General features: G+C 71.1%; 18 protein-coding genes. 7 read left to right on the top strand and 11 right to left on the bottom strand.

The features are described from left to right. Window positions 1-21: 21 nt before the first annotated feature. Complete coding sequence (locus tag ACIQGQ_RS20360; protein ID WP_402397781.1) at window positions 22-975, top strand: bifunctional riboflavin kinase/FAD synthetase; 954 nt, start codon at window positions 22-24, stop codon at window positions 973-975. A 49-nt stretch (window positions 976-1,024) separates the two neighbouring features. On the opposite strand, the gene ACIQGQ_RS20355 is transcribed toward ACIQGQ_RS20360, so the two are convergent. From ACIQGQ_RS20355 to eccE, 9 genes are all read right to left on the bottom strand, one after another. After that, entirely contained in the window at window positions 1,025-2,017 is a 993-nt protein-coding gene (locus ACIQGQ_RS20355) for an oligopeptide/dipeptide ABC transporter ATP-binding protein (protein ID WP_402397778.1), read from the bottom strand. Further along, a complete protein-coding gene (locus ACIQGQ_RS20350) occupies window positions 2,014-3,042 on the bottom strand; it encodes an ABC transporter ATP-binding protein (RefSeq protein ID WP_402397775.1) in 1,029 nt (342 codons plus the stop codon). The genes ACIQGQ_RS20355 and ACIQGQ_RS20350 overlap by 4 nt, the downstream gene beginning before the upstream one ends. Further along, a complete protein-coding gene (locus tag ACIQGQ_RS20345) occupies window positions 3,039-3,992 on the bottom strand; it encodes an ABC transporter permease (RefSeq protein ID WP_402397772.1) in 954 nt (317 codons plus the stop codon). The genes ACIQGQ_RS20350 and ACIQGQ_RS20345 overlap by 4 nt, the downstream gene beginning before the upstream one ends. Next, window positions 3,989-5,074 carry an ABC transporter permease gene (locus ACIQGQ_RS20340; RefSeq protein ID WP_402397770.1) on the bottom strand — a complete coding sequence of 362 codons (1,086 nt, stop codon included), beginning with the start codon at window positions 5,072-5,074 and terminating at the stop codon, window positions 3,989-3,991. The genes ACIQGQ_RS20345 and ACIQGQ_RS20340 overlap by 4 nt, the downstream gene beginning before the upstream one ends. 91 nt (window positions 5,075-5,165) lie before the next feature. Beyond that, window positions 5,166-7,037 (bottom strand): ABC transporter substrate-binding protein, encoded by a 1,872-nt coding sequence (locus tag ACIQGQ_RS20335; protein WP_402397767.1) that lies wholly within the window; start codon window positions 7,035-7,037, stop codon window positions 5,166-5,168. Between the two features lie 198 nt (window positions 7,038-7,235). Further along, entirely contained in the window at window positions 7,236-9,713 is a 2,478-nt protein-coding gene (locus ACIQGQ_RS20330) for an SCO5717 family growth-regulating ATPase (protein ID WP_402397764.1), read from the bottom strand. Between the two features lie 352 nt (window positions 9,714-10,065). Beyond that, a complete protein-coding gene (locus ACIQGQ_RS20325) occupies window positions 10,066-10,299 on the bottom strand; it encodes a DUF397 domain-containing protein (protein ID WP_402397762.1) in 234 nt (77 codons plus the stop codon). An 85-nt stretch (window positions 10,300-10,384) separates the two neighbouring features. Then, on the bottom strand, window positions 10,385-11,095 hold the full coding sequence (locus tag ACIQGQ_RS20320) for a hypothetical protein (protein WP_402397759.1): 711 nt from the start codon (window positions 11,093-11,095) through the stop codon (window positions 10,385-10,387). Continuing rightward, complete coding sequence (gene eccE / locus ACIQGQ_RS20315; protein WP_402397756.1) at window positions 11,092-12,432, bottom strand: type VII secretion protein EccE; 1,341 nt, start codon at window positions 12,430-12,432, stop codon at window positions 11,092-11,094. The genes ACIQGQ_RS20320 and eccE overlap by 4 nt, the downstream gene beginning before the upstream one ends. Before the next feature lie 183 nt (window positions 12,433-12,615). Here eccE and eccB point away from each other — a divergent pair, with 183 nt between their 5' ends. The 3 genes from eccB (at window position 12,616) to ACIQGQ_RS20300 (ending at window position 16,011) form a co-directional block, all read left to right on the top strand. Continuing rightward, on the top strand, window positions 12,616-14,148 hold the full coding sequence (gene eccB, locus ACIQGQ_RS20310; RefSeq protein WP_402397754.1) for a type VII secretion protein EccB: 1,533 nt from the start codon (window positions 12,616-12,618) through the stop codon (window positions 14,146-14,148). Window positions 14,149-14,161: 13 nt separating this feature from the next. Beyond that, window positions 14,162-15,430 carry a type VII secretion-associated serine protease mycosin gene (mycP, locus tag ACIQGQ_RS20305; protein WP_402397751.1) on the top strand — a complete coding sequence of 423 codons (1,269 nt, stop codon included), beginning with the start codon at window positions 14,162-14,164 and terminating at the stop codon, window positions 15,428-15,430. Window positions 15,431-15,561: 131 nt separating this feature from the next. Continuing rightward, complete coding sequence (locus ACIQGQ_RS20300) at window positions 15,562-16,011, top strand: hypothetical protein (protein WP_402397748.1); 450 nt, start codon at window positions 15,562-15,564, stop codon at window positions 16,009-16,011. On the opposite strand, the gene ACIQGQ_RS20295 is transcribed toward ACIQGQ_RS20300, so the two are convergent. Continuing rightward, window positions 15,987-16,574: a hypothetical protein gene (locus tag ACIQGQ_RS20295; protein WP_402397745.1), complete on the bottom strand. Its 588-nt coding sequence runs from the start codon at window positions 16,572-16,574 to the stop codon at window positions 15,987-15,989. The two genes, ACIQGQ_RS20300 and ACIQGQ_RS20295, sit on opposite strands and share 25 nt — an antisense overlap. 1,132 nt (window positions 16,575-17,706) lie before the next feature. Here ACIQGQ_RS20295 and ACIQGQ_RS20290 point away from each other — a divergent pair. From ACIQGQ_RS20290 to ACIQGQ_RS20280, 3 genes are all read left to right on the top strand, one after another. Beyond that, the gene (locus ACIQGQ_RS20290; RefSeq protein WP_402397743.1) at window positions 17,707-18,978 is read left to right on the top strand and encodes a S8 family serine peptidase; all 1,272 of its coding nucleotides are present in this window, start codon (window positions 17,707-17,709) and stop codon (window positions 18,976-18,978) included. Between the two features lie 80 nt (window positions 18,979-19,058). After that, window positions 19,059-19,418, top strand: coding sequence for a WXG100 family type VII secretion target (locus ACIQGQ_RS20285; RefSeq protein WP_402397741.1), 360 nt, complete (start codon window positions 19,059-19,061; stop codon window positions 19,416-19,418). A 64-nt stretch (window positions 19,419-19,482) separates the two neighbouring features. Then, window positions 19,483-19,782, top strand: a complete 300-nt coding sequence (locus ACIQGQ_RS20280) for a WXG100 family type VII secretion target (protein ID WP_402398300.1) — start codon at window positions 19,483-19,485, stop codon at window positions 19,780-19,782. A gap of 63 nt (window positions 19,783-19,845) precedes the next feature. Here the strand turns inward: ACIQGQ_RS20280 and eccCa are convergent, their stop codons facing one another. Further along, entirely contained in the window at window positions 19,846-23,820 is a 3,975-nt protein-coding gene (eccCa, locus tag ACIQGQ_RS20275) for a type VII secretion protein EccCa (protein ID WP_402397739.1), read from the bottom strand. Window positions 23,821-23,918: the final 98 nt, after the last annotated feature.

Here is a 23,918-nt window from a genome sequence, read left to right as displayed (position 1 = left end):
TGAGGGCGAGGAGCGGTCAGAGTGCAGCGCTGGCGTGGCTTGGAGGACATCCCCGAGGACTGGGGACGCAGCGTCGTCACCATCGGCTCCTACGACGGGGTGCACCGTGGGCACCAGCTGATCATCGGGCGGGCCGTGGAGCGCGCCCGCGAGCTGGGCGTGCCGGCGGTCGTGGTCACCTTCGACCCGCACCCCAGCGAGGTCGTACGGCCCGGCAGCCATCCGCCGCTGCTCGCCCCGCACCACCGGCGCGCCGAGCTGATGGCGGAGCTGGGTGTGGACGCGATGCTCGTCCTGCCGTTCACCACCGCGTTCTCCCAGCTGGCGCCCGCCGACTTCATCGTGAAGGTGCTCGTCGACAAGCTGCACGCCCGGCTGGTCATCGAGGGACCGAACTTCCGCTTCGGCCACCGTGCCGCGGGCAATGTGGAGCTGCTCACCGAGTTCGGCGCGACGTACGACTACCGCGTCGAGGTCGTCGACCTGTCCGTGAGCGGCGAGGCGGGCGGCGGCGAGCCGTTCTCCTCCACCCTGACCCGGCGCCTGGTCGCCGAGGGCGACGTCGCGGGCGCCGCCGAGATCCTGGGCCGCCCGCACCGGGTGGAGGGCGTCGTGGTGCGCGGGGCGCAGCGAGGCCGCGAGCTGGGCTTCCCCACCGCCAACGTGGAGACCCTGCCGCACACCGCGATCCCCGCCGACGGCGTCTACGCGGGCTGGCTGAACGTGGACGGCGAGGCGATGCCCGCCGCCATCTCGGTCGGCACCAACCTGCAGTTCGACGCCACGGAGCGGACGGTGGAGGCGTACGCGATCGACCGCGTCGGCCTCGACCTGTACGGGCTGCACGTCTCGGTGGACTTCCTCGCGTACGTGCGCGGGATGCTGAAGTTCGGCTCGGTCGACGAGCTGCTGGTGGCGATGGCCGCCGACGTGAAGCGGTGCAGCGAGCTGGTCGCCGCGTACGAACGGGGCTGAGAGCAGCCGGGGGCCGGGACCGTGCGGAACGGTCCCGGCCCCCGCGCGTCTACGCCCCGGCCTCGGTGGCGGCGGCCCAGTGGCAGGCCACCTGGGTCTGCCCGCCGCCCGTGAGCACCGGCAGGTCCTTCGTACGGCAGTCCGCCGCGACGCCCGCCCGCTCGGCCTCGCCCGAGGCCAGCACCTGGCACCGGGCATGGAAGCGGCAGCCGGACGGCACCTTGGACGGGTCCGGCGGCTCGCCGGTGAGGATCACCGGTTCCTCCCCGGACTCCGGCAGCACCGACAGCAGCGCCCGGGTGTACGGGTGCCGGGGCGCGGTCAGTATCTCCTCGACCTTGCCGGTCTCCACGATCCGCCCGAGGTACATCACGGCGACCCGGTCCGCGATGTTCCACGCCAGGCCGAGATCGTGCGTGACGACCAGCGCGGAGAGCCCCAGCTCGTCCCGGAGCCGCAGCATCAGGGCCAGGATCTCGCCGCGTACCGAGGCGTCCAGCGAGGCCACCGGTTCGTCGGCCACGATCAGCTCGGGCTCCAGCACCAGCGCGCCGGCGATCACCACCCGCTGGCGCTGCCCGCCGGACAGCTCGTGCGGGTACCGCAGGAAGAACCGTTCCGGCGGCCGGAGCCCCGACCGCGACAGCGCGTCGGCGACCGCCGCCCGCTCGTCGCCCGTGTATCCGTGGATGCGCAGCCCCTCGGCGACGGCGTCGTACACCGTGTGCCGGGGGTTGAGGGAGCCGCTGGGGTCCTGGAGCACCAACTGGACCCGCTTGCGGTACTTCTTCAGCGCCCGGCTGCCGTAGTCGAGCGGTTCGCCGTCGAAGGTGACCCGGCCGGACGTCGGGGGGACCAGGCCGAGCAGCGAGCGCGCCAGTGTGGTCTTGCCGCAGCCGGACTCCCCGACCAGGGCGACGATCTCGCCCGGCCGGATGTCCAGGTCGACACCGTCCACGGCCCGCGCCGGGGCGGCCCCGCGCCGGCTGGGGAAGGCGACCTTCAGCTCCTGGGCGCTGAGCAGGGGAGGGGGCGTGGTCATGTTGTGCTCCTTGCTTCCTCGGCGCCCGGCAGGGCCGTTTCCACGGCCGCCCCGGGCCCCACCAGCGCGCAGGCGACCCGCCGCCCCGCGTCCACGGCCCGCAGCTCCTGGTCCTCGCTCGCGCAGGACTCCACGGCCGCCGGGCAGCGCGGGTGGAAGGTGCAGCCGCCGGGCAGGGCCGCGGGGTCCGGCGGATCGCCGGGCAGCCCGCGGGGGGCGAACCGGGAGGCCGGGTCGCCGATGCGCGGGAACGCGCCGGACAGGGCCTTGGCGTACGGATGGTGCGCGTGCTCGTAGACCTCGGCGGCCGGGCCCTCCTCGACGACCCGGCCCGCGTACATCACCGCGAGCCGGTCGCAGGTGTCCGAGAGCACCGCGAGGTCATGGCTGATCATGATCAGACCGAGGTCCTGCTCGGCCACCAGCCGCTCGATCAGCCGGAGGATCTGCGCCTGGATCATCACGTCGAGGGCCGTGGTCGGCTCGTCCGCGATGATCAGGCCCGGATCGCAGGCGAGCGCCATCGCGATCATCACGCGCTGCCGCTGCCCGCCGGAGAGCTCGTGCGGATAGGCGGAGGCCCGGGAGGCGGGCAGCCCCACGTGCTCCAGCAGTTCGCCGACCCGCTTCGCCGCCCCTTCCGGTGTCGCCAGCTTGTGCAGCAGGATCGGTTCGGCGATCTGGTCGCCGATGCGGTGCACGGCGTTGAGCGAGTGCATCGCGCCCTGGAAGACGATCGAGGCGCCCGCCCAGCGCACCGCCCGGACCTGGCCCCACTTCATGGCGAGGACGTCCTCGCCGTTCAGCAGGATCTCGCCGGTGACCTTCGTGCCGGCGGGCAGCAGCCGCAGCAGTGCCAGTGCCAGCGTCGACTTCCCGCACCCGGACTCACCGGCGATGCCGAGCTTCTGCCCCGCGCCGACCGAGAGGTTCACCCCGCGGACGGCCTGTGCCCCGCCCGCGTACGTCACCGTGAGGTCGCGTACGTCGAGGAGCGGCGGCTTCTGGATGCTCGTCGTGCTCAACGGGCCACCCCCAGCTTGGGATTGAGGACGGACTCGACGGCGCGCCCGCACAGCGTGAACGCCAGGGCGACCAGCGCGATGGCGATGCCGGGCGGGGCCAGGTACCACCAGTCGCCCGCGCTCACCGCGCCCGCCGAGCGGGCGTCCTGGAGCATGCCGCCCCAGGAGGTGGTGGTCGGGTCGCTGAGGCCGAGGAAGGCGAGGGTCGCCTCGGTGAGGATCGCGCTGGAGATCACCAGGGTGGTCTGGGCGAGCACCAGCGGCATCACGTTCGGCAGCACGTGCCGCACCATGACATGGCCGTGGCCACCGCCCAGCGCGCGGGCCCGCTCGATGTACGGGCGGGACTCCACGGAAAGCGTCTGGGCCCGCACCAGCCGGGCCGTGGTCGGCCAGGTGGTGACGCCGATCGCGATGATGACCGTCCACATCGAACGGTCCATCACGGCGGCGAGCGCGATGGCGAGGACCAGGGTCGGCATCACCAGGAACCAGTCGGTGATCCGCATCAGGACCGTGGAGTACCAGCCGTGGAAGTGCCCCGCGACGATCCCGACGACCGTGCCGATGGCGACACAGAGGAACGCCGCGAGCAGCCCCACGGTGAGCGAGATCCTGGCCCCCCACACCAGCAGCGCCAGCACGCTCCGGCCGTACGAGTCGGTGCCCAGCGGGAATTCACCGCTCGGCGACTCCATCGCGCTGCCCGGGGCCTCGGTCACGCTCTGCGCGTCGGCGCCCACCAGCTGCGGCGCGAACAGGGCGATCAGCGCGATCAGGGCGAGCGCGCCCAGCCCCCACAGCCCGCTCCGGTGCTTGCGGTACTCCCGCCAGAAGCGGGCGGCGGACCGGCGTCTGCGGGCCCGGGCCAGGGCGCGCGCACTCTGCGCGGGCGCGGGGGCCGGCTCCGTGGGAGTCCCGGTGGACGTGGGCATGGATTCGGTCGTCATCGGCCCACCCGGGGATCGAGCAGCGGATAGAGCAGGTCGGCCAGGGTGTTCGCCAGGATCACCGCGGTGGCGAAGACGAAGAACAGCGCCTGGACGAGCGGGAGGTCGGGCACCCTGAGCGACTCGTAGAACAGCCCGCCGAGCCCCGGCCAGGAGAACACCGTCTCCACCAGGATCTGCCCGGCGACCACATGCCCGAGGTTCACGAACATCAGCGTGAAGGTCGGCAGCATCGCGTTCGGCACGGCGTGCTTGCGCCGTACGGAGTCGTCCCGCAGCCCCTTCGCGCGGGCCGTCGTCAGATAGTCGCTGCCCATCTCGTCGAGCAGCGAGGAGCGCATCACCAGCAGCGTCTGCGCGTAGCCGACGGCCACCAGGGTGACCACCGGCAGCACCAGGTGGTGCGCCACGTCCAGGACGTGGGCGAAGCCGGTCGTGCCGTCGGCGGAATCCAGGCCGCCGGTCGGGAACAGGCCGGGGATCGGACCGATGCCCACCGAGAAGACGATGATCAGCAGCAGGCCCAGCCAGAACGACGGCACCGAGTAGAGGGTCAGCGCGAACGCGGTGTGGAAGCGGTCGCTCCGGGAGCCGTTCCGCCAGGCGGTACGGGTGCCGAGCCAGATGCCGAGCGCGGTGTACAGGAGGTACGAGGTGCCGGTGAGGAGCAGGGTGGCCGGAATCGCCGCGGTGATCTTGTCGATGACCGGCATGTGGTACTGGAACGACATCCCGAAGTCGCCGGTGAGCGCGTCGCCGACGTACGAGACGAACTGCCGCCACATCGGCAGGTCGAGGCCCAACTCATGCCGCATGGACTGGAGTTGTTCGGCAGAGGTGGGACGTCCGCCGGTCATCTGCTTGACCGGGTCGCTCGGGATGAGCCGGAAGAGGAAGAAGCTGGTGACCAGGACCGCGAAGAGCGAGACCGCCGCGCCCGCGATCTTGGTCACGACGTATCGGAGGTATGCCTTGGTGTTGCGCGCCCGTGGGCCGCGTGCGGGCGACGGACCGGACTGTGCCGGGCCCTCGGTCTCCGCATCCGCGTGCTGCACGAGCGCCGGAGTGCTGTCAGCTGTCATGGGGAACTCTCGTTACTCGTGCCGCACGTGCAGAGGGCCGGCCGGTGAGGTGCATATTCCCCGGCCGGCCCCTCTTCACCCGATCAGGTGATTACTCGCGATCGTCCGCCGTGGTGCTGCGGCGCCGGGCGAGGAACAGCCCGCCACCGGCGAGCACCACGACCACCACGATGATGCCGATGACGACACCGGTCGAGCCCGACCCGCCGGAGCCGTCCGAACTGTCGCCGGACGCGGGAACCGCGGACCACCAGCTCCAGTAGCCGTCCTGGCCGTAGATGTTCCCGGCCGCCTCGGGCATGGTCGTGATCGACTTGATCTGGTCGGTGCGGTACGCCTCGACCGCGTTCGGGTACGCCATGACGCTCATGTACCCGGAGTCGTACAGCCACGACTGCATCTGGTTGACGAGCTCGGTGCGCTTCGCCGGGTCGTACTCGGCGAGCTGCTTCTTGTAGAGCTCGTCGTACGTCTTGTCGCAGATGAAGTTGTCGGTGGTGGCGCTGTCCTTCGCCTTGACGGGCAGGGCGGCGCAGGTGTGGATGCCGAGCACGAAGTCGGGGTCGGGGTTGACCGACCAGCCGTCGAAGGCGAGGTCGTACTCACCGGCGTACCAGGGAACGGAGGCCTCGTCCGTGCACTCGACCTTCAGGCCGATACCGAGCTTGCCCCACCACTCCTTGAGGTACTTGCCGATCGCGCCGTCGTTCGGATCCGTGGCGTGGCAGAGGATGCGCAGGTCGAGCGGCTTGCCGTCCTTGCCGACCCGCTTGCCGCCCTTGAGCTCGTAGCCGGCCTCGTCGAGCAGCTTGGCCGCCTTCGCCGGGTTGTAGGCCAGGCTCTGCTCGGCGGTCGGCTTCCACGCGTACGCGGTGTAGCGCGGCGGGATGTAGCCCTGGCCCTCGACGGCGTGGCCCTGGAAGACCTTGTCGATGATGGTCTGGCGGTCGACGGAGAGGAAGAGCGCCTGGCGCACCTTCTGGTCGTGCAGCGCCGGGTTGCCGTCGCCGAACTTCTTGCCGTCCTTGGTCTGCGCGCCCGGGTTGACGGCCAGAGAGTAGAAGCGGCGGCCCGGACCCTCGTTGACCTTGATGTTCTTCTCGCCCTTGAGCGAGGCGGCCTGGGCGGGCGTCAGCGCGGGGGACCCGGCGACGAAGGAGACCTCGCCCTTGCGGAGCGCGGCGACGGCGGCGTCCTGGTCCTTGTACGTCTTGAAGACCAGCTCGTCGAACTTCGGCTTGCCGCGCCAGAAGTCCTTGTTGGCCTTGAGCTTCACGTACTGGTCGACCTTGTAGTCGGTCAGGATGAAGGGCCCGTTGCCGACCACCGGGAACGACTTGTCGTTGTTGAACTTGGAGAAGTCGCCGACCTTCTCCCAGACGTGCTTCGGCACGATCGGCACGTCGAGCGCGGCCATCGTGGCCTGCGGCTCCTTCAGCTCGATGACGAGCTGCGTGGGGCTCGGGGCGGTGACCTTCTTGAAGTTGGCGACGAAGTTGCCGTTGGCCTGCGCGGCGGCCGGATCGGTCATCATCTTGTTGAACGTCCAGGCCGCGTCCTCGGCGGTGGCCTGCTGCCCGTCCGACCACTTGGAGTCGGAGCGGATGGTGTACGTCCAGGTCAACTTGTCCGCGGACGGCTCCCACTTGGTGGCGAGGCCGGGGATCGCGTGGTTGTCCTTGACGTCGTAGTTGGTGAGGAAGTCGTACATGAGCCGGCTGATGCTGGTGCTGAGCAGCTTCTGCGCCAGGAACGGGCTCATCGAGTCGACGCTCTGCGCGACGGCGACGGTCAGGGTCGACTTCCCGCTGTCGGCGGCCTGCGCCTGCTGCGGCGCGGCACCGAACGGCACACCCGGGACGACGGAGCCGGCGGCCAGCGCCAGCGCGGCGGCACCGGAGGCCAGGAGAACACGCAGACGGGAACGTGGCTGGGTGGAGAGTGGTGGGACTCTTACGACCATGGTCAGGGACCTCGCGTCATGACTCGCACGGAGAAGGCGGGTTGATCTGTGGTTCGCCAGCTGGTGAAGCGAAGGTTTATCAGCGGTGGTCGAGCCACGTCAACGGTCGTCCAAACCGCGTGTGGTCTGCGGGAATACCCCAAAGGGCCCGCACCGTACGGACGGTGCGGGCCCTCATTGGTTTAGACCTCTGCTGCCTTACTGCTGAGGCGCTGACGGCGGCTGCTGCTGCCATCCCGCGGGGGACTGCGGGGCGCCCGGGGCCTGCGGCGGCTGGTGCTGCCAGCCGTTCTGTCCCGCTCCGGGGGCGGGCTGCGGCGGGTACGGCTGCGCGGGCGGCCGGCCGCCGTACGGCTGCTGCTGCGGGTACGGCTGGGGCTGCTGCGGGGGGTACTGCTGCTGACCGGGCATCGGTGGGGCGAACTGCGGCGGCGGGGTGGAGCCGTTGGCCGTCCACAGCCCCTGCTGCTGCTGGGCCCGCGCGAAGTCCTCGGCGACCAGGGCGGAGAGGTGGAAGTACGCCTCGCGGGTCTTGGGGCGCATCATGTCGAGGTCGACCTCGGCGCCCGCCGCCAGGTGCTCGTCGAACGGTACGACGACCACGCCGCGGCAGCGCGTCTCGAAGTGCTGCACGATGTCGTCGACCTTGATCATCTTGCCGGTCTCGCGGACCCCGGAGATGACGGTGAGGGAACGCTGCACCAGTTCCGCGTATCCGTGCGCGGAGAGCCAGTCCAGTGTGGTGGAGGCGCTGGACGCGCCGTCGACCGAGGGGGTCGAGATGATGATCAACTGGTCGGCGAGGTCCAGCACTCCGCGCATCGCGCTGTAGAGCAGGCCGGTGCCCGAGTCGGTGAGGATGATCGGGTACTGCTTGCCCAGCACGTCGATCGCGCGCCGGTAGTCCTCGTCGTTGAAGGTCGTGGAGACCGCCGGGTCCACGTCGTTGGCGATGATCTCCAGACCGGAGGGCGCCTGCGAGGTGAACCTGCGGATGTCCATGTACGAGTTGAGGTACGGGATCGCCTGGACCAGGTCGCGGATGGTCGCCCCGGTCTCGCGGCGCACCCGGCGGCCGAGCGTGCCCGCGTCCGGGTTGGCGTCGATGGCGAGGATCTTGTCCTGCCGCTCGGTGGCCAGCGTCGCGCCGAGGGCGGTGGTCGTCGTGGTCTTGCCGACGCCGCCCTTGAGGCTGATCACCGCGATCCGGTAGCAGGACAGCACCGGTGTACGGATCAGTTCGAGCTTGCGCAGGCGCTCGGCCTCCTCCTTCTTGCCGCCCAGCTTGAAGCGGGACGCGCCGGAGGGGTTGCGGCTGCTCTTCGCCTTCTGCTTGCCCCGTACCAGTCGGTCGGAGGAGAGCTCCACGGCCGCCGTGTATCCGAGCGGGGCGCCGGGGACGGAGCGCTCGCGCTGGTCGTGGGTGACCGGACTGGGCCAGGCGGCGCCGGTGCGCGGGTCGACGGGGGCGCCCGGCTGGTGCTGAGGCGGCTGCGGCTGCGGGTGTGGCGGCTGGCCCGGCTGGGGCTGGGGGACCGGCTGAGCCGACTGGGGCTGGGGCTGTTGGGCGGCCTGGGCGGGTGGCTGCGGGGTGTGGGGCGCCTGGGGCGGCAGCGGTGCGCCGGACTGGGCGGGCCACTGGGGCTGGGCCTGCGCCTGCGGCTGGGGAGGCTGCTGCTGGGGGAAGCCGTAACCGCCCTGGGCGGGGTGCTGCTGCGCCGGGGGCTGCTGCTGCGCCACCGGGGGAGCGGGCTGCTGGGGCTGCTGCTGGGGGAAGCCGTAGCCGCCGGGGACCTGCCCGGCCGGGGCCGAAGCGGGCCACTGCGGGGCGGACGGGGGCGCGGCGGGGTGCGGCGCGGCCGGCTGGAAGGCCGGCGGCAGCGGCGGCAGCGCCCCGCCCTGCGGAGGAGCCGACGACCAGGGGCTGGGCGCGGCGGGCGCCGGGGCGCCCGGCAGCGCGCCCGGAGGCGGAGCGTCCTGGGGCGCCGCAGCCGGGGCGGCATCGGCGGGAACGGCGTCCCGCGGCTCCTCGGCCGGACCGCTCGCCGGGTCCGTACGATCCTCGGGCGCGGACGGCTCCTCCGCGCCACCGGCGGATCCGCCCGGGGTCACGGCGGCGGGGGCGTCCTCGACGTCGCCCGCCGGGGCCGTCCCCGTCCCCGGGCCGTTCCCGTCGTCGCTCGCGGAGGCCGGACCGCTACCGGCGCCGTCCTCGGCACCGCCCTCGATCCGGGCGATCTGGCGCTTCAGCGCGGCGGGCGAGAACCGCATCGTCGAACCGCTCTCGACGTCACCGCTCCCGAACGGGTCCGACACCGCAGCGGAGTCCGCCCGGCCGGAGTCCGCCGGAACGGCGGGCTCGGGCATGACGGGCGCGGGCGGCGGAGGCGTGGCGTCGCCGCCCGCCGGGGCCGCCGGAGTCTGGGCCGCCGGGGCCGGGGTCGGCGGAGCGGGCACCTGCGCGGGCAGCGGGACCGGCGAACCGCCCGGCGGGGTGGGCGGCGCGAGGTGCGTCCCGACGCCCCCCGACGAGTCCCCCGGCGCGTTCTGCGTGTACCAGGCGGGCGGGGTGTAGTCGATGGTGAACTCACCCGTCACCTCGACGGGCTCCGCGTCGGACGACTCGTCGACGGGCTTGTTCCAGCCCCCGCGGATCTCGTCCCGATCGCCGCTCACTTTGCCTCCTGGTGTGGTCGAGCACCCTTGTGCCGTGGTGGGTGGGGGCGACCGTTTCCGTCTGCCTGACCGCCTGGCTCTCCCCCCGGGCCCGCATTGCCTGCCCGCAGGTTCTTGCCGCGCCCGGCCCCAGCCTAATCGCCAGGGGGCTCGCTCCGGCAGGCCGTTCCGCAGGACAGGAACTGTCCAGTAGGTCACGTCATGGCCACAACTCACCGGGGCGCGACGGAGCCTGTGGAACGAAGTATTCGATTGCGTGTCGAGAGTGGATGTGCCCGTCAACTCGTCATCACAGATAAGAAAAGGGGCATTCGTCCTGCCGGACGGATGCCCCTCCCGGACCGGTCGTCGCCTACGCGAGGTCGAACTCGCCGTCCCGTGCGCCGAGCACGAAGGCACGCCACTCGGCCTCCGTGTACCGCAGCACGGTGTCCGGATCCAGCGAGGAGCGCATGGCGACCGCGCCACCGGGGAGATGGGCGATCTCGACCCGCTCCTCGACTTCCTCGGTCCCCGGTGCGCACAGCCACTCCACATCCGAGATGTCGAGAGCGTAGAGCTCGTCCTTCTCCTGCTGGGTGCCCATGTCGGCGTCCCTTTCGATCGAACCGTGTCGTTCTCTGGCCATCTTCCCCGGAGCCAGTGGTTCCGGGGCGGTGAATGGACAGTATTCAGTCCATCCGGCGGGCATCCCCCAGCAGTTGTGTCTCGACCTCCGTCGCGTCCGTCCGCACCCAGTGCCGTTCACCGCCCGCGACCCAGAGCGTGACGCCGTCCGACAGGGTCGGCAGTGCCTCGCTCTCGATACGGGAGAGCCCCAGGATCCCGCCGATCCGGTCGGCCTCTTCCGGCGAGACCCGCTGGACGCCCACGAGCGCCGAAGCCCGCATCAGGCGCGGCGCCACCGGGCTCAGATAGGGCAGCAGTGTCAGCACCGACTGCCAGGGCGAGGACACCACCCGGCCCCGGGGCGGCCGCATCCCGCAGTCCCGCACCACCACCACCGGGCTGCCCACGGTCGCCCCGGTCGGCGGAACCCGGCCCACGTCATGGAGGGAGACGCATTCGAGGCCGGCGCCCGCGGCCTGCGCCAGGGCCGTCCACGCCCGGGAGCGCCCGGTCTCGACCGCCACCCGCGCCCCGGTCGCCGCCGCGCGCAGCGCCAGGACCTGGGCCGTCCACAACCCGCCGACCAGCAGGACGTCGTACGGCGCCGGCCGGTGGAACCCGATCATCTGCGAGTGCCCCTCGGCATCGGTGCCGATGATCACGCCGTCGTCCCCGACCGGCAGCGACAGGGCGCCCAGGTGCTCCGCGGTCAGGGTGTGCCCCGCGTGGCGCGGACCGCGCAGCCCCCGTCCCGATGGGATCCGTACCGTCATCGCGCACCTCCCAGCGGAAGCGTCGCCAGCACACCCGGCACCTGCTCCCGGTCCAGGCGCACCAGGCCGACCTCGGCGTGCCGTGCGGCCTGCTCCAATGTCCTTCGCACGCCGACCAGTTCCGTGTCCGATCCGCCCGTGACCCGTACATGGCCGACGACCGACACCTCGCCCCGGTGCGCCCCGCGCCGCACCGTCAGGCTGAAGGCCGTCGCGTACGCCGGGACCGAGGTCAGCAGGGAGACGAGGAGGGGGAGCGGGGTCGCCCCCCGGCCCAACTCGGGCCAGCGGCCCACCACGTAGGCGGTGTGCCGGCGGTCGTCGCACCGCCAGGCCCTCGCCGTCTCAGACGTCCGCCGCTGCGGGGCGGCGTCCGGCCGCCCGGCGCGGGCCGACAGCATGGGGCTGGCGCAGGCGGACGCGGCCACGGCGGAGTGCAGCTCCTCCTGGTCCAGCACCACGGCCCGGAACCCGGCGCCGGTGATCCGGCTCGCCACATGGTCGGCGACCCGTACCAGGCAGCGCTGGGCCCCGCCGATGCCGCCCCCGCGCGCCTCGACCGCCTCCCGGCACAGTTGCGGATCCAGCTTCACGGCCACCCAGGTCATCCGCAGCGCGGGCGCCCCGATCCGTTCCTGGAGCGGGGCGTAGGAGAGCCGCGCCGCCGACCGCTGCGGCAGATGCTGCGCCGGAGCGGGGCGTACCTGCTGCAGGAGCTGCGCGGACTCCAGCACGATGTCGTCCACCGTCAGGGCGTTGCCCAGGAGGGAGAGCGGGAGCGCCCGCGCCCCGCGCGCCCGGTGCAGCGACTCGCCGTCGGCCTCGACCCGTACGACGGCCGTCAGGAACGTGCCGTCCCCGACCATGCCCACCGTGCGCCGGCTCCGGTCGACGTAGGCGTACGGGGCGAGGCCCGGAACGCTCTCCGCCACCGGGGCCAGCTGCGGCTCCGTGCCCGGGGCGGGCGCCGCCGCCGTCCGCCTGCGCTCGCGAAGGGCGAGTGCCGTGGACAGCCAGTCGCGCACGGCCCGGCCCCGACGGCGCACCACCGCGACGACCACCAGCAGACAGGCGACCGGGACCGCGGCCACAAGCCAGGGGCCACCGAGTGCGAGGCCCGCCACGACGAGGGCCAGGGCGGCCTCGACGAGCACCATCCGCCGCAGTACGGCGGCGGGGAGGCCGGTCCGCGCGACCGACCGCAGGGCCGTCGTCGCGGGCACACTCACCGACCGGCCGGCCGGCGCGCCGGCCGAGGCATTGCCCCGTTGCTGTCGGGAAGAACCGGGTGCCCGGCGGGCCTCCCGCCTAGTGCGTTCACGCGTGGCCGCACCCATCGCCGCGTTGCCCCCTTGTGTTCAAATGCGCAGTTTTCTCACGGGTCCTGATCGGGCGATCACCCTACCGGAGCTGCGGTGGCCGAGTGTCAACTGGCTTGATTCTGGCCCTAGTCGGCGCTCCCGGGTCATGGTGCGTGTGGGAACCTTGTCGTTCACCGGGGAAGAGGGGGCGGCGGGCAGATGGCATCGCGACGGGATGAACTCAATGCCTACACATTCGCGAAGCGGCGGTTGATCGCACAGTTCCTGCAGCCCGGACCGAGCGGCTCGGAGGAGGGCGCACCGCGCCCGCTGCGCGCGGTGCTGCCCGGCGCGGTCGTCGGTGTGGTCGTCATCGCGGCGTTCGGGGCCTGGGGCATGTTCAGACCGGTGGCGCCCCAGAACTGGGACACCCCCTACGAGAACGTCATCATCGCCAGCAAGTCCACCACGCGCTACGTGGTCCTCAGGACCGACGGCAGGGCGCAGCTCCACCCGGTGCTGAACATGTCCTCCGCCAGGCTGCTGCTCGAACCGGGCAAGGGCAACGTCATCAAGGTCGACGAATCGGTTCTCGACAGCGGCAGGATCCCGCACGGCGCCACGCTCGGCATCCCGTACGCCCCCGACCGGCTGCCGGACGGGGCCGAAGCCGGTGCGAAGAAGCGATGGGCCGTCTGCGAGCGGCCCGGCGGGGGCGACCGGGCCATCCAGAAGGCGGCGTTCGTCCTCGCCGAGCGCGACCGGGGCAGGGTCGAGGGCAAGGGCCGGCTCCGCGGCGGCGAACTGATGTACGTCGAGGGACCGGGGCCGGACCGGACCCGCTACATCGTGGACGCCGCGGGCCGGGCGTACGAGGTGAAGAAGGACGAGCTGCTGCTGCGCACCCTGGTGGGCGACCGCCGCACCCCCCAACGGGTCTCCGCCTCGTGGCTGGCCACCCTGCACACCGGGGACGCGATCGACTTCCCGGTCCTCCCCGGGAACCCCGGATCGGGCGCGGGAGCGAGGGGGGAGCTGCCCCCCGGGGCGAACAAGGTGGGCATGGTCCTCGCGGCGACGTCCGGCACGAGGACCCAGCAGTACGTGGTCCTGCCCGGCCGGGTCGCCCCCGTCTCGGACTTCGTCGCGAAGCTCCTGCTCAGCAGCCGGACCCTGGTCGGCCTCGGCCAGAACGGCAAGGAGCGGCCGGTCAGCGCGGGGGCGTTCGAACCGGGCGAGCCGTTCGCACGGGACCTGGACTGGCCCACGCGGGCCCCGAAGCCGGTCAACTCCGCGAGTGCTTCGGCCGGCAGCCGCAACACCGTGTGCAACGTGCTGCGCGGTGTCGACGGGAAGAACGGCGCCACCACCCTCGGCACATGGGCGGGCACGCGCTTTCCCGCGACGCTCCCCACCGGTTCCAGCAGCGCCTACGTGACGCCCGGATCCGGCCAGCTCTTCCGGCAGTTCAAGGGCTCCGGCGCCGGATCCGGACCCCTCTTCCTGGTCACCGACACCGGCCTGCGGTACGCCATGCAGTCCAACGGGGACGGGGTGGAGGACGACTCCGGCATCGGCGAATCGGGCACGAAGGAGCAGCGGGCGCAGCGGCAGCAGGAGGCGCAGCAGGCGCAGAACCGGCTCGGATACAAGGACGTCGTGCCCGCCCCCGTCCCGGCGGCCTGGTCCTCGTTCCTGCCCACCGGACCACGGCTGTCCACCGGTGCGGCCCGCCAGCCACAGGGTTCCTGAGGGGCGTGCGCACATGACGAAGCGTCCCTTCGCGTACCGGCGCCCACTGGCGGCGGCGGCCGCCACCGCCGTCCTGCTCCTCGTACTGCCGACGTCGACCGCGGTGGCGGAGGACTCCACCCGGTGCACCTTCCCCTCGAAGAAGTACGCGGGCCGCCCCTGGGCGCTGCAGCGCGTCCTGCTGGACGAGTTGTGGAAGCAGTCCACCGGCAAGGGGGTGCGGGTGGCCGTCATCGACACCGGCGTGGACATCAGGAACCCCCAGCTCAAGGGGGCGGTGGACGTGCGGAGCGGCCACAACTTCCTGCCGCGGGACCTCAAGGACGAGAACGGCGGCAAGGCCGAGCGGGGCAGGGAGGACGGCACCACCGACCGGGTCGGGCACGGCACCAAGGTCGCCGGGATCATCGCCGCGCGCGAGGCGAAGGGCACCGGCTTCACCGGCCTGGCCCCGGACGCGACGATCATCCCGATCCAGCAGAACGACGCCGAGGGCAACGGAACGGCCAGGACACTGGCCGACGCCATCCGCTACGCCACCGACGTCGCCCACGCGGACGTCATCAACATCTCCCAGGACACGGCCAACGCCGTGGAGCCCGAGAGCGTTCTGGAACAGGCGGTGGACGCGGCCCTGGCCAAGGAGGTCGTGGTCGTCGCCTCCGCGGGCAACGACGGGCTCGGCGGCAACGTCAAGGAGACGTACCCGGCCTCGTACGCGGGAGTCCTGGCCGTGGCCGCGTCGGACCGCAACAACGAGCGGGCGCCCTTCTCGCAGTCCGGCGACTTCGTGGGTGTGGCCGCCCCCGGTGTGGACATCGTCTCGACGGTCCCCGGCGGCGGACACTGCGCCGACAACGGAACCAGCTTCTCGGCCCCGTACGTCGCCGGGGTCGCCGCCCTCATCAAGGCCAAGCACCGGGACTGGACGCGGCGACAGATCGTCGCCCAGATCCAGCAGACGGCGGAACGCTCGGTGGCGGGCCACGACCACCTGGTGGGCTGGGGCGTCGTCGACCCGGTGCGCGCCCTGACGGAGGACGAGAAGCCCATCGAGCGTCCGGTGGCACACGAGGGCGTGAGCAGGGGCGAAGCTCCGACACCGGCCGAACTCCAGCTGGGTGAGACGGCGGACGAGCGCAATGCCCGCCTGGCGACCTACGTGATGGTGGGCACCGCCGTGCTGGTCGCCGCGGCTGCGGGCGTCGCCGTGGCCGTGCGCGACGCCCGCCGACGGTCCGCTCGATTTTCGGCCGGAAACAGTTCCATGGACGCCACGTGACGGGCGAGAAGGGCGGCCATGTCGTAGCCAGTGGCTAGGGTGCACGGAAACGGGGCCGGACACCGTTCACTTGAGTGCGAAAGCAACGAGTGGTGGTCCGGACCGGACGGGGAAACGGGGAGGACGGGGCCGTGACCGGTTCAGGCGACCTCCGGCGTGGTGTGGGCGCGCTGGAGAAGTTCAGAAGACGTGTCGACACGCTGCTCGCCGAGCTGGAGGGTTCGGCGGCCGGCCGGTCGAGGATCGCGGCGCAGAAGGTGTCACGGTCCGCCCTGAGCGGCCGGAACACCTGCTTCGCGGAGGCGGACGGGCTGCACACCCAGTACAACCGCGTCCACGAGGAGCTCGTCGCGCTCTCCCGGACGCTCGGCGACCAGATCGAGTACCTGAGCCTGGGCGTGCACGCGGCGTCGGTCGGCTTCGACAACGTGGACGACGAGGTCAGGCGCCGTTTCTACGAGATCCAGGCACGCCTGGACAAGGGGCAGGAGAAGGCCGACGGGGAGAGGTCCGGGAAGCCCGAACAGCCACGCTCCGACAGCAGGTCCGGTTCCGCCTACGACGACTTGGGGGACGACTGATGGGCGAGGGCAGGCTGCCGGAACCGACCTCCGGGGAGCAACGCGCGCGGGACCAGCAGCGCGTCCAGAACGAGTTGATCGCCGCTGACGTCAACCGCCAGGTCCAGGGCGTCATGGAATCGTTCGGTTCCGGCCGTTCCGGTACCTCGGGCCGGACGTCGTTCGAGGGCCACGAGCTCAACACGCTGATCGACCTGATCGAGAACTCCGACCCGGAGAACCTGGAGAAGGCGGGCGAGGCACTCCTGACCGCCAGGCGGGCCATCGACAGGGCCGCGAACGAGCTGGGCGACTTCATCAAGGCCGTCGACTGGGAGGGCGAGTCCGGAACCGCCTTCCGCGACTGGGGAAAGGGCCTGGTCGCCCATGCCCTGAAACTGGGCGACTTCGCGGAGGCCACCGGAATCCAGATCACGGTCGCGGGCGCTGGCCTCGCCTCGGTACGCAAGTCCCTGCCCCCACGCGACACCCGTCTGGTCCCCCAGTCCGTCGAGGAGATCGAGACCCCGAAGCGGATCGACGGCAACCCGGAGTACGTTGCCGCGGTCAAGGCCGAGAAGCACCGCCAGGAGGCCATCAACCAGGCGAACCGGCTGGCGTCGTACTACGCGGTCTCGGAGGAGGCGCTTGCGAAGCAGGCACCGCCTCGGTTCGAGAAGAGACTCGATGTGGCGATGCCGCGTCCGCAGGGCGACGTCCGGGAATATCCCAGCTCCGAGGGCTCATCGGCAGGTTCCGGGCGATTGGGGGTCAGTCCGACACAGGGCCACTCGGAGCGCGCTGACACGGCTGATGGAGGCACCTCGGGCGTCACAGGCAATCGAGCGGCAATCGAGTCACTCGGAACTGCACCAGCGCCCGACACAAGCACTTCGACTGAGATCGACAGTGTGAAGGCGCCACCAGCCCCCGTGACGGTTCCCGACACGCCCCCCGCGCCGCCGACCGCAAATGCTACGGGCCCGAATACAGGTCCGAATCCGCCCATGGCGAGGGAGTTTGTGAATCCTGTGGCAGGTGGCTCCCGACGTTCCACTCCACCAACCGGGCTGCCCAGAACAATTGCGCAGCCCGGAAGGAGCGGACCCACGAGCAGCGGGCCTACGACGACCGGGCGCACTGGAGCTCCGGTTGGGAGTCCGGCTCCCATCGGCGGTGGCCCGGGATCAGGCACGGCCGGTCGCCCTGGCGGAGGCGGAAGCCAGCCACCCGCTGCTGGTCGGCCCAGCGTGACTGGAGGCAGGCCCATGACAGGTGGTCCTGCAAATGCCTCCAAGTCCCCTGGTCCGCTTGCTGATCGTGCCAGGGCCATTGTGGGTGGGACCCCACAGCGCACCACTCCGGGCACGGACTCGGCTGGCGGCACTCGCGGTGTTCCGCGCGGCACGGTGATCGGAGCCGGCGGACCCAACACTGCGACTCGACCTGGCAGGCATGGGACTCCCGGTTTGAAGGGCGTCGTGGGCACACCTCGCAGCGCTGCCGGATCCGGTCCGGGTTCCAGGGGCTTCACGGCGGGAGGCGCGGGCCTCGTACGTGGTCCGGCTGGGAGACGGGACTCCAATGACGAGGACCAGGACGGCGGCGCCCCACGCCCGCACTACCTGGTGGAAGACAGAGAGACGTGGGAGGCCGGACGGCGTGGAGCTGCACCCCCGGTGATCGAGTAGGTAGAGGGAAGGTTCGGAAGTCAGGATGGCAGCAGGAATGAGCCAGACCCGGAAGCGCCGAATGCCTGTCGGATTGCGAGGACGTCTGCTTGGCACGATGGCTGTGGTCGCTGCCTGGAATGCAGGATTTGCGGGGGCTGCCCCTTCTGTGGCGGCTGCAGACGTGCAATCGAAGCAGTGGTACCTCAGCGCCATGCGTGCGGAGGAGATGTGGAAGGTCACCACGGGCGAGGGCATCAAGGTTGCTGTCATCGACACCGGGGTCAACCCGTCGACTCCGTCCCTGAAGGGCCAGGTCCTGAAGGGATTGGACGCTACAGGTGCCGACGGTGACGAGTACGACGACTACAACGGGCATGGCACCACCATGGCTGAGTTGATCGCCGGAACGGGTAAGGGCGGGGGCCTGAAAGGCCTCGCTCCGGGTGCGAAGATTATTCCGATGCGAATCACCAATACAGATCTCCAGAATAAGAAATCGGTGAACGCTCACGACACTGCGGACGCCATCCGGGCTGCAGCGGACAGCGATGCGCAGATCATCAGCATGTCTTTTGCGAGCGATTTCCCAGGGCGGGAAGAGCGGGTGGCGGTTGAATACGCAGAAAGTAAGGGGAAGCTATTCTTCGCAGGAGTTGGAAACAACGCTGAGAAGGGCAACAAGGAACAATTTCCCGCTTCGTATCCGCAGGTGGTTGGTGTCGCCGCAACTGACAGAACCGGCAAGGCTTCTGCGTACTCTCAGCACGGGAGTAGCGTAGATATCGCCGCTCCCGCAGATGGCATCCCGTATTGGTGTGACGGAAAATTCCGAGGCTACTGCGACGGCAACGGCGGCACCAGCGCAGCCACTGCCATCACGTCAGCCTCGGCTGCCCTGATCTGGTCCGCCCACCCCGACTGGACGGCCAACCAAGTTCTCAACGTCCTCTTCGACACAGCCGGGCGGGGCGACTGGGAAAAGGGAACTCTCAGTAATTATCTCGGCCACGGAATCATCAGGCCGGCCGTCAACATCCTCAAGGGCAAGGGAGACCCCGGCCCCCCGGACATCAGTCCCCTCACCAAGGAGAAGACGTCCGGTTCCACGGCCTCCCCGGCCGCCTCCCCGGCCGCCTCCGCGCCGGGCTCGGCGCGGCCCGGGGAGAAGGAGAAGGCCGACGATCCCGTTGCGGCGGGAGTCGGCGACGAGAAGAGCGGTGGCGGCTCGCTCGGCCTGCTCCTCGGCGGGGCGGCGGCGGTGGCCGTAGCCGGCGGCGGGGCCTTCGTGCTCGCCCGCAGGCGCCGCACCTCCTGACCGGCCGTACGTCTCCATCCGCACCCACCGGCGAGCAGAGCCGGCGGGCCGAAACAGAGCACCAGGAAGGAAGCCGAACCATGGCCGACCAGAAACTCTCGGATGCCGCGCTCCGCAAGCTGGAGGGCGAGCTCACCACGCGATTCGACTCGGTGAAAAGCCAGTTGAAGACGTTGCAAGGAACGATCGACGGCCTTGAGGGCCGCTGGAAGGGCATCGGGGCCGGTGCCTTCAACGCGAAGCAGGAGGAGATCAACCGGCGAATGGTCAGCATCGCCCGTCGCCTCCTGAACTTCCAGGAGGCCATCGAGGCGGCGCGCACCATTTCCGGCAACACCGAGGAAGAGGTCAAGCAGGCGCTGCAGGGCGTCGATGTCGTCGGCGGCTACTCGGGCGACGCGGTCGCAGAGGCCAGGACCTCGAACCTCAACAACTTCTGACCCGGCCCACTCCGCGCCCGGCAGGGCGTCTTCACACCGAACCTTGACGAAACGGGAGGACCGCATGTCGAACAACGACGGCACGATGGTTGTCACTTACGCGAGCCTGGACCTCGCCGCCGGCGCCATCGACCGGCAGAGCAAGCAGTTGGAGGAGGACCTCGCGTCGATCAAGCGGATGATCGCCAATGTGTCCGAACTCTGGGTGGGCGAGGCCAAGAGCGCCTACGACACCGCTCAGAGGGGCTGGGACAACGACGCCACGGCCATCCACAACGCCCTGAGCGAGATCTCGCGCAAGGTGCGCGAAGCCGGCGCCTCTTACCACGCCGGCGACAAGCGGGCGAGGGCCAACTTCGAGTAGCGCCCGCCGGAGCACAGGCCGGGGTGGGCACGCACGGGAGGTGCCCACCCCGGTTCGCCGTTCCTACCGCTGCCCGTCCACGAGCCCCGTCTGCACCAGCGGATTACCGCGTCGACGGGTGACGAGGACGCCGCGCCCCGGGGGCATCGGACGCGGTCGTACGCTGCCCAGGACATCCCCTTCGGCGGGGTCGCCGGAGAGCATCAGGCCCTGTGTGCCCAGCTCCATGACACGCTGCATGAACGACTCGTACAGTGCGCGTCCCGCCCCCGCCGTGGAGCGGGCGATGATGAACCGGACACCGACGTCCCGTGCGAACGGCAGCATCTCCGTGAGCTTGGCCAGCGGGTTCCCGCTGGACGTGGAGACCAGGTCGTAGTCGTCGACGACCACGTACACCGTCGGACCGCTCCACCAGCTGCGCGCGCGCAGTTCCTCCGCCGTGACGTCGGGCGACGGCGTACGGCGCTGCATCAGGTTGTACAGCGCGTCCACATGGTGCTCCATGTTGTTGGACATGGGCACGTACTCCGCCAGATGCGTCGCGGGGGTGGCGTCCAGGAGCGCTCGCCGGTTGTCGATGACGAAGAACTTGCAGCTGTTCCCGTCGTACCTCTCGGACAGCTGCCTGATGAGGAGCCGCAGCAGATTGGACTTGCCGGACTCGCTCTCGCCGAACACCAGGAAGAACGGATCGCGGTCGAAGTCGAGGAAGACCGGCTCCAGGCTGTTCTCGTCGATGGCGAACGCGACGCCCCGCTCCGGATGGGCGTGGCCCGCCGGCAGCGAGCCCGCCGGGAGTTCGCGGGGCAGCAGCCGGACCGCCGGGGCGGGCGCCGCGGTCCAGTGCCGGGCCACCTCCCGGTTCATGGCCGCCGTCGCCTCGGCGAGGTCGCTGTCGGAGTTGATGGAGTCGATCCGCGGCACCGCGGCCATGAAGTGCAGCTTCTCCGGGGTGAGACCGCGGCCGGGCACACCGGCGGGCACATTGACCGCGGCCTTCCGGTCCAGTTCGGAGTCCATGACGTCACCGAGCCGCAGTTCGAGCCGGTTCATCAGATGGTCCTTGAGACCGGCCCGGACCTCCATGGAGCGCGACGCCGTGACGACCAGGTGGATGCCGTACCCGAGGCCGCGCGCCGCGATGTCCAGCACCGCCGGTTCCAGGCCCTCGTAGTCGGTACGGAAGCTGCCCCAGCCGTCGACGAGCAGGAACACGTCGCCCCACGGCTGGTCCACGGCCGAGATGCCGCCGCGCGCCCGCAGCCTGCGGAAGGTGGCGATCGAGTCGACCCCGGCGCTGCGGAAGTACTCCTCGCGCCGCGCCATGATCCCGTACACCTCGGCGACCGTGCGCCGCACCCGCTCGGGGTCGAGCCGGGAGGCGACTCCGCCGACGTGCGGCAGGCCGGAGACCGAGGCCAGGGAACCGCCACCGAAGTCGAGCCCGTAGAACTGGACCTCCTGGGGCGTGTGGGTGAGCGCGAAGCCCGCGACGAGTGTCCGCAGCAGTGTGGACTTCCCGGACTGCGGACCACCGATGATCTGCATGTGCCCCGCCGCACCGGAGAAGTCCCGGTAGAGGGTGTCGCGCCGCTGCTCGTACGGCTTGTCGACCACGCCGAGCGGTACGACGAGACGCCCCGAACCCTCGAACCCGGGCCGGGTCAGCCCGCGCCTCTCCACCGGGGCGAGGCCCGGGAGCAGGTCGTCCAGCGACGGCGGGTTGTCCAGCGGGGGCAGCCACACCTGGTGGGCCGAGGCCCCGCGCCCCTCCAGCCTGCGCACGATCACATCGAGCACCGTGTCCGCCAGGGCGTCGTCCTCCGACGTGCGCGCGTCGGGCACGGAGGCGCCCGGCAGCGGGTCCGGCCGCACGTACCGCACCGGCACCGGAGCCGCCGTGAACACCACCGGCCTGCGGTCCACCGGCAGCGGACCGGAGGACACGGCGGGCCGCCCGCCCGAGCGGTACACACCGGAGACGTACGCAGCCTTGAAGCGCACCATCTCGTCCGTGCCGTACTTCAGGTACCCGGACCCGGGCACGTTGGGCAGGTGGTAGGCGTCCGGCACCCCCAGCGCCGCCCGCGACTCGCCCGCCGAGAACGTACGCAGACCGATCCGGTACGACAGATAGGTCTCCAGACCGCGCAGCCGCCCCTCCTCCAGGCGCTGCGAGGCCAGCAGCAGGTGGACGCCCAGCGAACGGCCGATGCGGCCGATCTGCACGAACATCTCGATGAAGTCGGGCTTGGCGGTGAGCAGTTCGCTGAACTCGTCGATGACCAGGACGAGGGAGGGGATGGGCTCCAGCGGGGCGCCCGCCGCGCGCGCCTTCTCGTAGTCGTGGATGTTGGCGTAGTTGCCCGCGTCGCGCAGCATCTCCTGCCGGCGGTTGAGCTCGCCGCTGATGGAGTCGCCCATGCGGTCGACCAGCGTCAGATCGTCCGCGAGGTTGGTGATCACCGCCGCGACATGGGGCATCTGGGCCATACCGGCGAAGGTGGCGCCGCCCTTGAAGTCCGCGAGGACGAAGTTGAGCGTCTCCGAGGTGTGGGTGACGGCGAGGCCGAGCACGAGCGTGCGCAGCAGCTCGGACTTGCCGGAGCCGGTGGCGCCGACGCACAGGCCGTGCGGCCCCATGCCCTCCTGCGCCGCCTCCTTGAGGTCCAGCATCACGGGGCCGCCGTCCTCGCCGACGCCGATCGGGACGCGCAGCCGCTCCGCCTGGGAACGGGTGCGCCAGGTCCTCCCGACATCGATCGAGGCCGCGTCACCGAGGTTCAGCAGATCGGTGAACTCGAGATTGGCGAGAAGTGGTTCGTCGTCGTCCCCGCCGGAGGCCACGTGGAGCGGTGCCAGCTGCCGGGCCAGCGCCTCGGCCGCCTCCTGGCCGAGCAGGTCGGGGACGCCGTCGTAGACCAGCCCGTGCCCGGACTCCAGCCGGAGCAGATCGGGGCGGACCACGACGGACAGGCCGCCACGCGCCCCGTCGGGCTCACCCGGCACGAGCTCGACGACCGTCACGCCCTGGAGGCCCTCGGCCGCGGCCAGCGCGGACACCGGCGACACGGACCGGCCGTCGAGCACGACGACGACATGCGGCTGGTCCACGAGCGGCTGGCCGTCGGGCTGGAAGCGGGGCCGCCCGTCGAGCCGGGGAGCGAGCATCTCCTCCAGCTCCCCGACGCTCGTGGCGATCAGACGGCGGACGCCGGCACCGTCGACGAGGCCCGGCGCCTGCGCGTGCGGAAGCCACTTCACCCACTCCCAGCGCGGGGCGGCGCCCGGGCCCGCCGCGACGGCGACGACCAGGTCCTCGGGGGAGTGCAGCGAGGCGAGCGAGCCGACCATCGCGCGGGCGGTCGAACGGACGGACTCCGCCTCGCCGCTGATCGTCAGGTGGTAGAAGGCACGCAGCGAGACCGCCATGGGCAGTCCGTCCAGGGTGCTGTGGACGGTCAGGAACTGCTGCATCGCCCCCGCGGTGAGCGGCTCCAGCTCGTCGACCGGCGCCGTGTCGGGCGCGACGAGCGGCGTGGCGAGCTCCTGACTGCCCAGCCCGATCCGTACCTGCGCGAAGTCTGCGTCGCCCGGGCGCCGCTCCCAGACCCGGCTGCCCTCCGCGACGAGCGCCCACAGCTGGTCCGGAGACGGGTGGAGGTAGAACTGCGCGTCGCGCTGGACGCGGGCCGTGCTCAGCACGGTGCGTCTGGTCTGCGTCAGGTACTTCAGGTAGTCGCGCCGCAGGTCGGCGAGGTGCCCCTGGGTCCCCCGCCGGAAGCGGACCATCATCGCGACCGCCATGGCGACGGTCGAGGCGATCATGATCATGCCCATGATCCGCATGATCGGGTTCGGGGTCATGAAGAAGAAGACCACGGAACCGCCCATGCCGAGCATCGGCAGCAACTGCATCATCACCCCCTCCTGCTGGCCGCGCGGCAGCTCCGGAGGTGATTGCAACTGCACCTGGCCGTCCGGAACCCGGGAGGGCAGCGCCCTGGGCGGGCGCTTGACGACGATCTGGCTCACGGATCACCAATTCCCTTACCGGACAGAGCTGTTCGTGTCGAGGTCCCGCGGCGGAGGGCTCCGTCCGGAGGAGGAGTCCACGGCGTACGGCGGGGCGC

The sequence above is a fragment of the Streptomyces sp. NPDC092952 genome, from assembly GCF_044754785.1.
Classification (GTDB): domain Bacteria; phylum Actinomycetota; class Actinomycetes; order Streptomycetales; family Streptomycetaceae; genus Streptomyces.
The sequence above is the reverse complement of the archived record's forward strand: the minus strand, read 5'-3'. Positions and strand labels throughout refer to the sequence as shown.

Bases quoted from the DNA above. Each gene is read 5' to 3' on its own strand.
- ACIQGQ_RS20355 (WP_402397778.1), bottom strand. From the start codon at position 2,017: ATGACCACGCCCCCTCCCCTGCTCAGCGCCCAGGAGCTGAAGGTCGCC.
- ACIQGQ_RS20345 (WP_402397772.1), bottom strand. From the start codon at position 3,992: ATGACGACCGAATCCATGCCCACGTCCACCGGGACTCCCACGGAGCCG.
- ACIQGQ_RS20340 (WP_402397770.1), bottom strand. From the start codon at position 5,074: ATGACAGCTGACAGCACTCCGGCGCTCGTGCAGCACGCGGATGCGGAG.
- ACIQGQ_RS20335 (WP_402397767.1), bottom strand. From the start codon at position 7,037: ATGGTCGTAAGAGTCCCACCACTCTCCACCCAGCCACGTTCCCGTCTG.
- ACIQGQ_RS20325 (WP_402397762.1), bottom strand. From the start codon at position 10,299: ATGGGCACCCAGCAGGAGAAGGACGAGCTCTACGCTCTCGACATCTCG.
- ACIQGQ_RS20320 (WP_402397759.1), bottom strand. From the start codon at position 11,095: ATGACGGTACGGATCCCATCGGGACGGGGGCTGCGCGGTCCGCGCCAC.
- eccE (WP_402397756.1), bottom strand. From the start codon at position 12,432: ATGGGTGCGGCCACGCGTGAACGCACTAGGCGGGAGGCCCGCCGGGCA.
- eccB (WP_402397754.1), top strand. From the start codon at position 12,616: ATGGCATCGCGACGGGATGAACTCAATGCCTACACATTCGCGAAGCGG.
- mycP (WP_402397751.1), top strand. From the start codon at position 14,162: ATGACGAAGCGTCCCTTCGCGTACCGGCGCCCACTGGCGGCGGCGGCC.
- ACIQGQ_RS20290 (WP_402397743.1), top strand. From the start codon at position 17,707: ATGGCAGCAGGAATGAGCCAGACCCGGAAGCGCCGAATGCCTGTCGGA.
- ACIQGQ_RS20285 (WP_402397741.1), top strand. From the start codon at position 19,059: ATGGCCGACCAGAAACTCTCGGATGCCGCGCTCCGCAAGCTGGAGGGC.
- ACIQGQ_RS20280 (WP_402398300.1), top strand. From the start codon at position 19,483: ATGTCGAACAACGACGGCACGATGGTTGTCACTTACGCGAGCCTGGAC.